The following is a 13,768-nucleotide window of genomic DNA, read 5'->3' on the forward strand; positions in this document are numbered from 1 at the left end:
GTAAATAGGTGACCCGATGGACCACACGATGACGGAAAAGCCCGACCGGCGGCGCGGCAAGGGCCGGGGCAATTCCGAGCGCTCCGCCGAAATGCGCGGCGAGCTGATCGCCGCCGGCCGGCGGCTCTTTGCCGAAAAGGGCTTCGCCGACACCTCAACGCCGGAGATCGTTGCCGCCGCCGGCGTGACGCGCGGCGCGCTCTATCATCACTTCGCCGACAAGACCGCGCTCTTCGCCGCTGTTTTCGAGGCGGAGAGCCGGGAGGTCGCGCGCGAGATCGAGGACGAGTCGAACGATGCCGCATCGGCGCGCGAGGCGCTGCTTGCCGGCGCGCGGGCTTACTTTACGGCGATGCGCGCGCCCGGCCGCTGCCGCATCCTGCTGGTCGACGGCCCGGCGGCGCTCGGCCCCAATGAGGCCATCCGCCTCGACGCCCTGCATGCCGGCCGCACCCTGCGCGAGGGGCTGACGGAAGCCCTCGCGCAAGGAGCGCTGCGCGCCCTTCCCCTCGATGCGCTGACCGGCGTGCTCTCCGCCGCCTTCGACCGCGCCGCCCTCGACATCGCCTCGGGCGCGGACGAGACCGGCTTCCTCGCCGTCTTCGCAGCGCTTGTCGACGGGCTGCTCACCCCGGAGCGGTAAGACCCGCTCCGGGCACGCCTCAGGCCAGCCCCAGTTCCTTCAGCGCTTCCTCCAGCCTCACATGGCCGAGGAACCCGCCCGCGGAGGCCGCCTCCTCGCCCGCTTCCACGCCGGCGGCAAAGCGCACCGCCGGATCGTCCGCAAGCCGCGCGAACAATACCTGCAAGCGCGGGAAGGCGCTGCGATCCGGCACGCCGTGATATTCGGCCCAGCGCGCGATCCCGTAGAAATAGGCATCGGCCAGCGTCCGGCTCTCGCCCAGCAGATACGCCCCCTCGCCCAGCATTCGCTCCAACTGCGCATGGGCGCCCGTCAGCTTTGCCTGCGCATAGGCGACGAGCACCGCCTTCGCCTCGCCTTCGACGCCATGCTCATAGGCATGCCAGAGCGGGCTGAACCCGTCGAACAGCGCCGTGTTCAGAAAGGCCAGCATCTGGTTCAGCCGGTCGAAGCCCGCCGTTCCCTGGCGAAAGCCGAGACCTCTTTCCGCCCCCTGCGGCGCCAGATGGTTGAGGATCGCCATGCTCTCCGCCACCAGCCGGCCGTCGGCGGTGGCAAGGCTCGGCGTCTCGGCGACCGGGTTGATGCGCCGATAGGCCTCGCTGCGGATCTCCTCGCCGGCCATGTCGATGCGGCACAGCCGATAGGGGATCTGCAGCCATTCCAGCGCGACGATCGAGCCGAAGGAGCAGCCCGCCGGCACACCGTAGAACAGGATGGGGGTCATGATGTCTTGTCCCTTTGCTTGCGGGGCGAGAGGTCTCGCCCGGATGCCGGGACTATGCAATCATGGACGCTGGCTCTGTAGCCCACGATATGCCCGCTTCAAGTCCACAAATATGGACGCTGCCGATGTACAATCTCAACGACCTGCGCTTCTTCGTCCGAGCGGTGGAGGGCGGCGGCTTTGCCGCTGCGAGCCGCCTGTCCGGCACGCCGAAATCCACCGTCGCCAAGCGCGTTGCCGAGCTGGAGCGCCAGCTCGGCGCCCGGCTGGTGCATCGCAGCTCCCGCAGCTTTCGCCTCACCGATGTCGGCCGAGACGTCTACGAGCATGCGCGCGCGGCGGTGATCGAGGCGGAAGCGGCCGAGGCCGTCGTGCGCCGCCGTCTTGCCGAGCCGAGCGGCACGGTCCGCCTCACCGCATCCGTACCGGTCTCCCGCTTCCATCTGGCGCCGAAGCTCGCGACGATCCTGCAGCGGCACCCGAAACTCTCGGTGAAGCTGCATGTCAGCGACCGCTTCGTCGACCTTGCGCATGAGGATTTCGACATCGCCGTGCGCAGCCACCGCGCGGCGCTGCCCGATTCCGGGCTGATGCAGCGGCGCCTGTCGGAGGAAGCGGTGATCCTGGCCGCGGCGCCGGCCTATCTCCAGCGCACCGGTACGCCGCAGACCCCGGCCGACCTCGCCGGCCACGAGCTGATCGACATCGGCGACGGTGCCCCCTGGCAGCTCGAAGGGCCGGACGGCGCCCGCGCCGAAGTCCGCCCCGGCTCCCGCCTGTCGCTGAACGAAGCCGGCATGCTGCTTGCCGCCGCCTGCGCCGGGCTCGGCATCGCCTGCCTGCCGCAGCAGGTCGCCGCCGGCGCTCTGGAGCGGGGCGAGCTGCTCCCCCTCCTGCCCGGCTGGCGCGCCGGCACCATCACCACGACCATCCTCACTCCGCACCGCCGCGGCGTGCTGCCGGCCGTGCGCGCAGTGATCGAGGCCCTTGTCGAGGCGTGAGCTGCGCCCGTCCGGTCACGCCATGTCGAGCGGCACCAGGATGGCATCATCGTCGAGCCGCACCGGCGTTCTCGCCGGCCGCACGTCGTCCGGCACGGGTGCCGACAGCAGCTTCACCGGCAGCGGAAACGGCACCGAACGGCCCTCGGCCTCGATCTTCGCAAGCACCCCCTGAAGCATCTCGAGATGCTGGTGATTGGCATGGGTGCTCGGCCACATCGTCTGCTTCAGAACCGGCCCGGCGAACCCGCCCCCTTCCGAGCGCTCGCAGATCGCCCGCAGCAGGCGCACCTCGTCGCTGTCGTTCGGATCGAAGCCACTCCGGGCCCATCTCGTTCCGCCCGATGCGAGGTCGAGCGTCACGTCGTCGCTCATCAGGCTCAGGATGTCGATTGCCGTTGCCGCATCGCAGTCCGGCTGGCGCACCACCCACAGCAGGATCGGGTGTAGATGCTCCGCATGGTCCCAGTTGAGGTCGGGCAATATGTGCCAGAGATCCGGGCTTCGCGGCGCCCGCGTCTGCAGCCAGGCCAGGATCTCGGGCATTTCGATACGCGTCATGGCCGGCGGCTCTTCCGGCCGGGCAATGGTGGCGGCGGGCACGCGCTGCTGCGTCCGCCGCCTGGCTACGCGTGGCAGATGGCGAACGACCAGAAAGGCCGTTCCCGCGATCACGACAAGGTACCAGAACCAGATCGGCAATCCGTCGAGCATGGCAATCACCTCAAGAAAGCAATGCCACGACCATGCCGGCACGGCCTTAAGCCGGCCCTAACCCGCGCCCCAAAACTCATGGCCCAAAAACTCAGGCCCGAAAACGCAAACGGGCGCGGCAATGCTGCCGCGCCCGAAAGGGTCATGGTCTTGCGAAAACAGCCTCAGGCCGCGCCGCGCATCCGGTCGATGCTGATCGGGCCGGGGCCCGCCGCCGACAGGTACAGGAAGGCGAAGCAGTAGAGCGCCGCCAGCTCGCCGCCGTTGAGGAGCGGGTAGAAGTTCTGCGGCGCATGCACCATGAAATAGGCGACCGCCATCGTGCCGGAGGCGAGGAACGCGGCCGGCCGCGTGAACAGGCCGAGCACGATCAGCGCGCCGCACACGAGCTCGATCAGGCCGGCAGCGCCGCCCATGGTCATCGGCGAGGCGCCCGACATCTGCGTCGGCGGCAGGCTGAGATACTTGGTCGTGCCGTGCTGCAGGAACAGCAGGCCCGCCGCGATGCGGAAGACGCTGAGAAGCGGTCCGGAATAGCTCTTGAGGAACGTCATTCAAGCCTCCTTCGTGCCGCGCTCCCGATTGTGGGCGCCCGCCCTGCAAACAGGATGCAGGCAACGTCCCGGCACGGCAAGCGCCAGCCTAAGCCGATTTTCTCGGCGAGCGGGAGCCCCCTGACACGAATGTGAGGGGATAACCGGTGCGCGCGCCAGACCATAGCGCGGCCGCGCAGCCCTCGGCCGTCATTTCGCTCTCTGCCGACAGAGAGAGGCAGCGGCGCTGAAAACGCTCCGCCCTCGCGGTTCGTCCTCCCGGACGGCGCGCAGCGCCGAGCCGGGACCGGAGAGCCGAGCGCCTCTCGGCCACGCTCCCGAAAGACACCAGACCCGCCGTGCAGCAGTACACCAGCAGCGCCCCGGCGCGGCAATCACCAGCGCAACCCGATTTTCTCCCGAAACGGGAGTACCCCTGGCACGTATGTGAGGAGACAACCGGGATCAGGTGGCGGAGCCGTCATCGTCGTCGTCCGCCTCGGCTCTCGTCTTCGCCGCCTCTTCGTTCTCGGCGGTGTCGGGAGGAGCATTCTCCTTCTCCCACTTCTCAAGCAACTTGTCGGCCAGCTTCAGCAATCGGTCCACCTTGCCGAAACCGGCGGCCGCCGCCGCAACGCCAGCAACCGGGCCAAAGACCACCCCGATCAGTGACGAGATCGCAATGATCGTGGCGGGTCGCGCCATGGCTCCAACGCCATCGGCGATGCCATCGACGACCTTGGCCCGCGCCTTGTCGTAAACATCGGACGCAAGTCGCTTGGCCTCCCGAGTAAACGCGTTGTCGAGGGCAACACGCGCAACCGACGAGACCGAGTTGCGAACGACAAGTGCGTAGTCGGCAATCCGCTTCTGCCGCACAGCCGGAGGTGCAGGCTCGTTCGCCAGTGCCTCCATCGTGCGCAAGGCTTCGACGGCCGACGGCCCCACGACTTCGGGATGCCCGGCTGCCTCATCGACGATCTCGTCAAGACGAGCTTTGACGGCCTCAACCTCCGACGGTTCGATGGCAAGCGCCGTGATCTCGGCTTCCAGCTCGCGCAGCGAGGGAAAATAGCCTTGCAGATCCCTGGCCGTTTCGGACAGGTCTATCAGCGCCGCCAGCGCGTCCGGATAAAGGAACTGTTCCTCGTCGCCCGGACTGGAATACGCCTGAGCGTCAGCCTCCACCGAGCGGGCACGAGAGCGCAACAATGCCGGCCGCAAGTCCGCAACATTCTCGGGCAGTACAGAAATAAGGCCCTGAACGGACGTAAGGACCCGCTTGTCGGCGTTGCTCCGCTCCAGTCTTTCCGCCAGGGACCCAGCTTTCCGCCTCGTTTCATCCAGCAGGATCTGGGCACCTTCCGGATCGGACGCGATGTCCGCTGGAGGCACCGCTTCCAGTCGGTTGTCCTGCCAGCGGAAACGATAGGCGGCCGGCGCCTGCGCCTCGACATTGTGCAGGGCTTCGTCGACGGCGTGGGCCAGCTTCGCTTCGCCGTCCTCAGACGTACCGGCGGTTCTACCACCCTCCTCTTGCCACTTCGGATGGACGTAGACACCGGGCGCCGTACGGATGATCCGTCCGCTGCGCGCAAGATCGCTCAGCCGACCACGGATGGTGGTGTCTGCCGGTGGCGCCTCGAATGTCGCGAAATACCCCCGGATCTCGTCAAGCGACGCCGGACGGCCAACCTCTTCAAGAAACGAGACGATAAGCTCCGGGAACGTGCCCCCCTCGCTACGCTTTGCGTTGGACAGCCGGTAGTTCGCGATCTCCGCAATTTCACTCAGGATATCTTCAGCGGACCGCTCGTCAGTGATGGTCCAGAACTCGTTCGGCTGGGTGGCGATGGCGATATCCGCTGCCCTACCAAAAAGGCTGCGGGGGTTCGCGCTCTTCGGCTCGGGCAGAATCGCGCGATACCAATCGACGATCAGTCGCCATGGACCGTTCTTGACTTCATCTCGTGCAGCAAAACGGTCGAACGGATCGCGGACCCAAGGCGGAGAATGTTGTTGAAAAGAACTATCGTCTCGAAGGTCTGAAAAAATCCAGAGTGGCTCATTAATCAACTCACCGACTTCGCCAGTAAGTTGCAGCCAACTGCAATCATTGGAAGCAGCCATCCGAACAAGATTACCAGCTCCAACTGGTGAAATATTGACTGCAGAAGCAGCAGACCTGGCCGCCAAAGCGCTAATATTTACAGTAAAAGCAGCAGCAGCTCCATTGACGCTACCGCCACCAAACGCTCCACTGGCTGCTTGCGTAGCTCCAAGTGCCGCAGAAAAACGAGCATCAGCGACTGCCGCCGAAATGGATTTATAGGAGCTTATTGGCTGACTATGTATATCGGAGCGTTTATATTTTAACTTAATAATAGAAATAAAAATATCTCTAAAAGAAAAAATGACTAAATCACCCTTCTTGCGAGGATCTCCATCAAATTGAATTTGCTTGCCATATGCGGCATGAGCCCAAAACACCAGCGGAAACACCCGCAGTGCCGCGCGCACGGCAATGACCTGCGCCCACTCAGCCGGCTTGTCCGCCAGCCACGCTTCCAGTGCTTCCGGACTGTCGATCTCCGGCCGTTTTACGTCGTCCGCCAAGCCTGCCCCCGCAGTGCCGCGCCGCAGCGCGTTCCCCAACGCCAGTCTGGCGGGAGCCTCAAAAAACAACAACCTCTTTTCAGGGGGGTGAGGCTCAGTTGCCGGGGAAGCCGCGGGCCGACCATTCCGAGCGCGGGACCGGCGCGCCGACGCGGAAGGTGAAGCTTTCCACCCGCGTCACCTGCGTGTTCAGCTCGCAGCGGAAGGCAAGGTCGTACCACTGCCCGCCGGCGCGGAAGGCCGCCCGGCGCGGCTGCAGCACCGTGCCGCTTTCCAGCCGGAAAGAGGGCAGGAGATCGGGCTGATAGGGCGGCGTTGCCGTGCGCAGCTGCGCCCGCAGCTCGGTCATGCACAGAAGATCGACGCGCGCGGCCTGCGGCATGCCGTTCATCGCCGTACGCATGCGCGGATCGTCGGAAATGTCGCGCGAGAACAGGCGCGTTGCCGTGGTGCCGCCGGCCAGCTCGCCCTCGCCGCCCCCGCCGCTCGGCCGGGCAAAACTCAGCCCGCCGGAGCCCGGCGTCGTTGCGGCGATCGCCCGCGCCACCGCCTCGGCCTCCGATTGCGGATCGGCGCGGGAGCCTGCAAACAGCGGGATTTCCGCCGGCTTTGCCCGCGGCACGGCCGTCCCGCCCGCCGGCACACCGGCCCCTTCCGTCGGCGCGGCCAGCACGTCGAGATCGCTCGGTCCTTGCGCCTCCGCCTCGCTCGGGTCGGTCAGCGCCGCAACTTCCGTCTCCGCCTCGCTCTCGGCGTCCGGCGCGCTTTCGGGTGCGGCCTCGGGAGCAGCTGCGCCCTCCTGCGGCATGCCCTCTTCCTCGGCGCCCGGCGTCTCGGCCGCAAGCTCCTCGGCAGTGCCCGTCTCGCCGCTGTCCGCGGTTCCCTCGCTCTCCGCCTCGCCGGGACCTTGCTGCGCGCTGTCGCCTTCGGCCTCGCCCGCGGGCTGGTCCTGCCCCTCCGCGCTGGCGGACGTCTCGGGCGCCTCTTGCGGGGCGGTCTCGGCCGGCTCGTCCAGGCCCTCGCGCAAGGTAATCTCGCCGGCCTGGTCCTCGCTGCCGCTGTCCTCCTCGGCAAACTCGGTCACCGGCATCAGCACGCGCGGCACCGCCGCCTCGGCGGCTACCTCCGGCGCCTCGGGCGTTTCCGGTGTCTCTTCCGGCGTCTGTTCTTCCGGAGCCGGCGGCGGAGGTGGTGGTGGCGGCGGCGCGGCCTGCGCCTCCTCCTTCCGGCACGTCCTCTTCTTTCGGCGACAGGGGCGGCGGCGGGGCGGCGGCGGTGCGGGCGGCTCGGCCTGCTCTTCCGCCTGCTCCTCGGCTGCGGGCGGCTCGATCAGCACCACCTCGATAGGCTCGTCGACGGTCGGCGGCAGCGCGCGCACCGCGCCGGGGCCGAAGAACACCAGCCAGGCGGCCGCCCCGTGCAACAGCAGCGAAAGGGCAAGCCCCGCCCCGATTCGCCGCCGCAAGCCGGTTCCGCGCGCCGCCACGTCCGCCGTCTCGCCGGCAGCGCTTTCGGCAACGGGATCGGGCGCGACCTGCGGCAGGTCCTGCGACGCGGGCACGGCTTCGCCCCGCCGCTCGCCCGCCCGCTCGCTAGCGGGTGGCAAGGACGTGAAACCCGGCTCCTGCTTGTCGATTGGCTGTCTCAGGGTCAGGCCCCGTCGCTCCGTTCGGTGTGGTCGGGCACGGTGTTTCGTGCGCCCGCTGCTACGCCTACCCCAGCTTCGGGGAAAAAGGGAGGCCGCACCTGCGCGCACCGCCCGTCTCGCGCCTACGTGATCGACGCTCTCCCGCCTCATGCCTGCCAAAGGTGCCAATGGGTCCCGGGGCGCGCTTCGCTTGCCCTAGATGACAGCCCGTGAGACTGGCAAAAACCTCGCATCCCTTCTGCCGTCCCCCCGGACGAGCATCGCGAGATCCGGGGCCCAATCGTTCCCAGAGCGGCTGCGAGAGCAGCCCCCAAAAAAACACAGGGCCCGGCGTTGCCGCCGGGCCCCGAAAAATGCCTGAGCCCTGGCTCCGCCAGCGTCCTCAGCTGTCGAGGAACGAGCGCAGCTTGCGCGAACGCGAGGGGTGCTTCAGCTTGCGCAGCGCCTTCGCCTCGATCTGGCGGATACGCTCGCGCGTCACCGAGAACTGCTGGCCGACTTCCTCCAGCGTGTGGTCGGTGTTCATGCCGATGCCGAAGCGCATGCGCAGCACGCGCTCCTCGCGCGGGGTGAGCGAGGCCAGAACCCGCGTCGTCGTCTCGCGCAGGTTCGACTGGATCGCCGCGTCGATCGGCAGCACCGCGTTCTTGTCCTCGATGAAGTCGCCCAGGTGGCTGTCTTCCTCGTCGCCGATCGGCGTCTCGAGCGAGATCGGCTCCTTGGCGATCTTCAGCACCTTGCGGACCTTCTCCAGCGGCATCTGCAGCTTTTCGGCCAGCTCCTCCGGGGTCGGCTCGCGGCCGATCTCGTGCAGCATCTGGCGCGAGGTGCGCACGATCTTGTTGATCGTCTCGATCATGTGCACCGGGATGCGGATCGTGCGGGCCTGGTCGGCGATCGAGCGGGTGATCGCCTGCCGGATCCACCAGGTCGCATAGGTGGAGAACTTGTAGCCGCGCCGGTACTCGAACTTGTCGACCGCCTTCATCAGGCCGATATTGCCTTCCTGGATGAGATCCAGGAACTGCAGGCCGCGGTTCGTGTACTTCTTGGCGATGGAGATGACGAGGCGCAGGTTGGCCTCCACCATCTCCTTCTTGGCGATGCGCGCCTCGCGCTCGCCCTTCTGCACCATCGAGACGATGCGGCGGAACTCGGCTGTCTCCAGGCCGGTCTCCGAGGCAAGGCTCTGGATTTCCTGGCGCAGCTCGCGGATCGTTTCCTTCTCCTGGGCGACGAAGTTCTTCCAGCCCTTGGAGGCAAGGTTCGCGACCTTGCGGATCCAGTTCGGATCGAGCTCGTTGCCCTGGTACTGCTTCAGGAAGTCGCCGCGGTCGACGCCGTGGCTGTCGGCAAGGCGCAGCAGGCGCCCCTCGTAGCCCATGAGCCGCTTGTTGATGTCGTAGAGCTGCAGGACCAGCGCGTCGATGCGCTGCTGGTTGAGCGACAGGCTCTTCACATCGACGACGATGTCTTCCTTGAGCTTCTTGTAGCGGCGCTCCTGGGACGGCGACAGGGTCTTGTTGGCGAGCTTGTTCTCGACCAGCTGGTCCTGCAGGCGGCGCAGCTTCTTGTAGTCGTCGGCGATGCGGTCGAAGGTCTCCAGAACCTTCGGCTTCAGCTCGGCCTCCATCGCGGAGAGCGAGATGTTCGCCTCGAACTCGTCGTCCTCCTCGCCGTCGCCCTCGCCCTCGGTCTCGCCGGAGGCTTCGCCATCGCCCGCCGGGCGGGCAGAGCCCTCGCCGCGGGCCGTCGTCTCCTCGCGGGCCGTTCCCGATGCGCCGGAAGCGCTCGTCTCGCCCTCAGAAGCACCCTCCTCCTCGCTCTCCTCGGCATCGTCGCCGCGGAAATCGGGGCCGGCATAGGTCGCCTCGAGATCGATGATGTCGCGCAGAAGGACCTTGCCCTCGTTGAGCTCGTCCCGCCAGATGATGATGGCCTGGAAGGTCAGCGGGCTTTCGCAGAGCCCGGCGATCATCGCCTCGCGGCCGGCCTCGATGCGCTTGGCAATGGCGATTTCGCCCTCGCGCGACAGGAGCTCGACCGAGCCCATCTCGCGCAGATACATGCGCACGGGGTCGTCGGTGCGGTCCGTCGGCTCCTTGGCCGTGGTCTTGGCGACGGTGGTCGGTCCGGCCTCGACGATCTCGCCGCCCTGGTCGTCCGCCTGGGCCTCTTCGGCCTCTTCTTCCTCGATGACGTTGATGCCCATGTCGGACAGCATCGCCATCGTGTCCTCGATCTGCTCGGACGTGACCTCCTCGGACGGGAGCACCTCGTTGAGCTCCTCGTAGGTCACGTAGCCGCGCTTCTTGGCGAGCTTGATCATCCGCTTTACAGCGGCATCGGAAAGATCCAGAAGCGGACCGTCAGAGGTCTCGGTCGCGGTTTCCTGGGTCTCTTCCGCCTGGGTCGATTTGGCTGCCATGGTTGTCTCCGGCCCCGCCGGCCCGCGGGCCTGGCGCTGTCGTTCGTGTCACGCTCGTTGCCCGCCAGGCGGGCCCGGTTTCCGCTTTCCGCGCCTCAGGGCGCCGTGAAAGCCGGAGGACCGGCTGATTCATTTCGCGGCTGAATGCCGGATCCTTTCCCGGCCACGGCCTTGCGGCCATGCAGATCCCCTCCCTGCGACGCGCCGCCACGCCAGCCGGGACAGAATGTCAGTCTTAGTCGCTGTCCGTTAAGTGCCACTTAACCCTGCAACCCGGTTCGACAAGACAAGACACCGGACCAAGCCGTCGCACAATGAAGGCTCCGGCCGTCCGGTTCCGCACGGGATATCGGCAGGCAAGGTGATTTCGGGCCGCCGTGTCGGCTCCTGTCATGTCTTGCGACCTCTTGTCTCCTGGACCGGGTCTGCATGACGGGCCTGTCGCGGCTCTGGATGCTGCCTGAATTGCTTATGTAGCGCAAAGGTTCGGATTCGCAAGAGTGATTCGTTGGACGTCAACCAAAGAGGCGGCGCGATCCACAGCCGCGCGCCCCTCGTCCGTCAGCCGCCGGCGCCGGCAACCGCCCCGTGCGTGCCCCCGCCCTGCACACCTGCACCCTGGGCCATCGCGGCCCGGGCGCGCGCCGCAGCTCCCGCCGGGCTGGAGGACACCGGACGGGCCGAGCGGAAGACCTTGCCCCGCTCGGCGATCTCCTGCTCGTCGCGCGCACATTCCTCGCGCCGCCGGGCAAGGTCCTGCGAATGGGCGCGGATGCGCTCCCAGTCCGCCTCGTCCAGCCCGTCGCCGAGTGCGGCCAGCTCCGCCTCCAGATCCTGCTCCAGCGCCCGCAGCTCCAGCACGTCGAGATAATGGCAGAACAGATCCTCGATGAACTCCACCGGCGGCTCGTGCCGCAGGATCGGCAACCGCTGCAAGAGGTCGTGGAAGCGGGTGATCAGCCCGCGGCCTCCGCCGCCCCCGGCCTCCTCCGGCCCGTCCAGCGCCTCGGACAGGATCTGGAAGAAGCGCGTGTCCAGCGTCTCGAAGAAGCCGCTCACCGGCACGTCCTGCAGCTCGGTGGCGATGCGGCACAGCTCGTCGCGGAAGCGCGCATGCAGCACATCGCCGAACTGCGCCTGCGACAGCCGCTCCACATGCCGCTCCAGCAGCTCGGGATATTTCAGGCACAGCCCGCACAGCATCCGCTCATGGCCGAACATCGAGCTTTCGGGCAGGTCCGATCCGCGCGCCTGGCCGGAGGGCGCCTTCTGGGCGCCGCCCTGGCCGAAGCCCTGCCCGCCCCCCTGTCCGTTGCCCTGCCCACTGCCCTGGCCCCGCGCGGCACGCGCCTGCCGGTAGAACAGGTTGGACAGCCGCAGCCGGATATCGAGCTGATAGCCCCGGCGCACCCGCTCGTCGGCGATGGTGCGCACCAGGTCGTCGAGGCTCTTTTCCAGGGCCGCGCGCCGTTCGGGCGTGTCGATGCGCGCCGCATCCACCTCGCGCGACCACAGGACGTCGATCAGCGGCTGCGAGCCCTCCAGCGCCTTGGTGAAGGCGGCCAGTCCGCCGTCGGCGATCAGGTCGTCCGGGTCCTTGCCGTCGGGCAGGAAGACGAAGCCGAAGGAATGGCCGCTGCGCAGTCCCGGCAGGATGCGGTCGACCGCCCGGTGGGCGGCCGAGGTGCCGGCGGCATCGCCGTCGAAGCAGATCACCGGCTCCGGCGCCAGCCGCCACAGCCGGCCGACCTGCTCCTCGGTGAAGGCGGTGCCGAGAGCCGCGACCACATTGCCCATGCCCGCCTGGGCGATGGCGATGGCATCCATGTAGCCTTCCACCACCACCGCCTGGCCGGTGCGATGGGCGGGCTCGCGCGCCCGGTGGAAGTTGAAGACCATCGTGCCCTTGTGGAAGAGCGGGGTCTCGGGCGAGTTGAGATATTTCGGCTGGCCGTCCGGGTCGAGCGTGCGCCCGCCGAAGGCGATCACCCGGCCGCGCTCGTCCTGGATCGGGATCATCAGCCGGTTGCGGAAGCGGTCGTAGGTCGGCCGGCCGTCATCGGGGCGGATCACCAGCCCCGCCTCCACCATCGAGGCCTCGTCGACGCCCTTGCCTATCAGGTGACGCTTCAGCGCATCGCGCCCGTTCGGGGCATAGCCGATGCGGAACTCGCGCACCGTGTCCGGGCGCAGGCGGCGGCGGGAGATGTAGTCGCGCGCCTGCTCGCCGCCGCTCATCGCCAGCGCATCCTGGAAGAAGCGCGCCGCCATCTCGCAGATTTCCGCAAGGCTGGCGCGCTCGGCAGCACGGGCCGCCGCCTGCGGATCGGGCGCCGGCAGCGCCACGCCCGCCTGCTCCGCCAACCGCTCCACCGCCTCGGGAAAGGACAGCCCCTCCGTCTCGGTCAGGAAGCGGAAATGGTCGCCCGAGGCGCCGCAGCCGAAGCACTTGTAGCGGTTGCGCCGGTCGTCGACGTGAAAGCTCGGGGTCTTTTCCTGGTGGAACGGGCAGCAGGCCCAGAAGTCGCCGCGCGCCGGCTGGGACTTGCGCCGATCCCAGCTCACCCGCCGCGCGACCACCTCCGACAAAGGCACTCGGGCACGAATCTCATCGAGGAGACCGGGTGAAAATCGCATGGGCTTACAGGCTTTCGAAAACGGAGGATCGCCGGCGCGCGGCCCCCGGCGAGGGCGGCGGCGCCGAGCATCGGTTTCAGGGTAGGACAGCCGGGCGGAGATTTCCAGTCGCCGAGAGGGCGCGCCGCCATGCGGCCGTCCGGTGCGGGGCGCGAGACGGCTCGCGCCGGGCTATTCGCTGCGCAGCAGGTCCTTGACCAGGCAGCTTGCCCGCACGAAGTCCATCTGCCCCGGAAAGCGCTCCTTGAGCGCGCTCATGCAGCGGCCCATGTCGCGCAGGCCCCGCGCATTGATGTCGCGCACCACGTCCTCGCAGGCATCCTGCATCGCCCGCTCGTCGAACTGGCGCGGCAGAAACTCCTGGATGACCGCCATTTCCTCGCGCTCCTGGGAGGCAAGGTCCAGCTGGCCGGCTTCCTCGAAGTCGCGCACGGAGCTTTCGCGCTGGCGCAGCATCTTGTTGAGGATCTCGCGGATCTCCGCATCCGGCACGACGTCATGGCCCAGCTCGCGGGAGCGCGCATCGCGGTCCTTGATCGCCGCCAGCATAAGCCGCAGCGTCGCCGCCCGGCGCTTGTCGTCGCTCTCCACGGCGTCCTGCAACGCCGCATCGATACGTTCACGCATGATCTGCCCTGCCGTTTGCCCGGGCCGGAAGCGCGGAAACTTTCCTCAAAGCTTCGGCTCCACTGCCGGACACCTCGTTCATCATGTTGATTTACAAGGATTATTTTTGTATTGTGTGTTGGTTGACCCTCACGCGCGCTTCCCCTAGAGTGCCGCGCGACACGCACCGTTGACAGCCGAGCCCCGCTCCGTCA

10 protein-coding genes are annotated in these 13,768 nt (G+C 67.6%); 2 read left to right on the plus strand and 8 right to left on the minus strand.

The annotated features are described in order from the left end of the window. Positions 1–16 precede the first annotated feature (16 nt). Positions 17–643, plus strand: a complete 627-nt coding sequence (locus H7H34_RS16000; protein WP_305792126.1) for a TetR/AcrR family transcriptional regulator — start codon at positions 17–19, stop codon at positions 641–643. Between the two features lie 19 nt (positions 644–662). On the opposite strand, the gene H7H34_RS16005 is transcribed toward H7H34_RS16000, so the two are convergent. After that, positions 663–1,370, minus strand: coding sequence for a glutathione S-transferase family protein (locus H7H34_RS16005; RefSeq protein WP_185925766.1), 708 nt, complete (start codon positions 1,368–1,370; stop codon positions 663–665). A 125-nt stretch (positions 1,371–1,495) separates the two neighbouring features. Between H7H34_RS16005 and H7H34_RS16010 the strand changes: the two genes are divergently transcribed. Beyond that, positions 1,496–2,371, plus strand: a complete 876-nt coding sequence (locus tag H7H34_RS16010; RefSeq protein WP_185925767.1) for a LysR family transcriptional regulator — start codon at positions 1,496–1,498, stop codon at positions 2,369–2,371. Between the two features lie 15 nt (positions 2,372–2,386). Here the strand turns inward: H7H34_RS16010 and H7H34_RS16015 are convergent, their stop codons facing one another. From H7H34_RS16015 to H7H34_RS16045, 7 genes are all read right to left on the minus strand, one after another. After that, on the minus strand, positions 2,387–3,085 hold the full coding sequence (locus H7H34_RS16015) for a hypothetical protein (protein WP_185925768.1): 699 nt from the start codon (positions 3,083–3,085) through the stop codon (positions 2,387–2,389). A gap of 164 nt (positions 3,086–3,249) precedes the next feature. Then, on the minus strand, positions 3,250–3,639 hold the full coding sequence (locus H7H34_RS16020) for a DoxX family protein (RefSeq protein WP_120267075.1): 390 nt from the start codon (positions 3,637–3,639) through the stop codon (positions 3,250–3,252). Positions 3,640–4,083: 444 nt separating this feature from the next. Continuing rightward, complete coding sequence (locus H7H34_RS16025) at positions 4,084–6,234, minus strand: hypothetical protein (protein ID WP_185925769.1); 2,151 nt, start codon at positions 6,232–6,234, stop codon at positions 4,084–4,086. Between the two features lie 94 nt (positions 6,235–6,328). Continuing rightward, positions 6,329–7,840: a DUF930 domain-containing protein gene (locus H7H34_RS23655; RefSeq protein WP_185925770.1), complete on the minus strand. Its 1,512-nt coding sequence runs from the start codon at positions 7,838–7,840 to the stop codon at positions 6,329–6,331. Between the two features lie 424 nt (positions 7,841–8,264). Next, entirely contained in the window at positions 8,265–10,310 is a 2,046-nt protein-coding gene (gene rpoD / locus H7H34_RS16035) for an RNA polymerase sigma factor RpoD (RefSeq protein WP_120267073.1), read from the minus strand. A 561-nt stretch (positions 10,311–10,871) separates the two neighbouring features. Continuing rightward, positions 10,872–12,947 carry a DNA primase gene (gene dnaG / locus H7H34_RS16040; RefSeq protein WP_185925771.1) on the minus strand — a complete coding sequence of 692 codons (2,076 nt, stop codon included), beginning with the start codon at positions 12,945–12,947 and terminating at the stop codon, positions 10,872–10,874. Positions 12,948–13,118: 171 nt separating this feature from the next. After that, complete coding sequence (locus H7H34_RS16045) at positions 13,119–13,574, minus strand: GatB/YqeY domain-containing protein (RefSeq protein WP_120267071.1); 456 nt, start codon at positions 13,572–13,574, stop codon at positions 13,119–13,121. Between the last annotated feature and the right edge of the window lie 194 nt (positions 13,575–13,768).

This window comes from Stappia sp. 28M-7, from assembly GCF_014252955.1.
Lineage (GTDB): Bacteria > Pseudomonadota > Alphaproteobacteria > Rhizobiales > Stappiaceae > Stappia.

Excerpts from the sequence above, each read along its gene's own strand:
- H7H34_RS16005 (WP_185925766.1), bottom strand. The coding sequence starts at position 1,370 with ATGACCCCCATCCTGTTCTACGGTGTGCCGGCGGGCTGCTCCTTCGGC.
- rpoD (WP_120267073.1), bottom strand. The coding sequence starts at position 10,310 with ATGGCAGCCAAATCGACCCAGGCGGAAGAGACCCAGGAAACCGCGACC.
- dnaG (WP_185925771.1), bottom strand. The coding sequence starts at position 12,947 with ATGCGATTTTCACCCGGTCTCCTCGATGAGATTCGTGCCCGAGTGCCT.
- H7H34_RS16010 (WP_185925767.1), top strand. The coding sequence starts at position 1,496 with ATGTACAATCTCAACGACCTGCGCTTCTTCGTCCGAGCGGTGGAGGGC.
- H7H34_RS16000 (WP_305792126.1), top strand. The coding sequence starts at position 17 with ATGGACCACACGATGACGGAAAAGCCCGACCGGCGGCGCGGCAAGGGC.
- H7H34_RS16020 (WP_120267075.1), bottom strand. The coding sequence starts at position 3,639 with ATGACGTTCCTCAAGAGCTATTCCGGACCGCTTCTCAGCGTCTTCCGC.
- H7H34_RS16015 (WP_185925768.1), bottom strand. The coding sequence starts at position 3,085 with ATGCTCGACGGATTGCCGATCTGGTTCTGGTACCTTGTCGTGATCGCG.
- H7H34_RS16045 (WP_120267071.1), bottom strand. The coding sequence starts at position 13,574 with ATGCGTGAACGTATCGATGCGGCGTTGCAGGACGCCGTGGAGAGCGAC.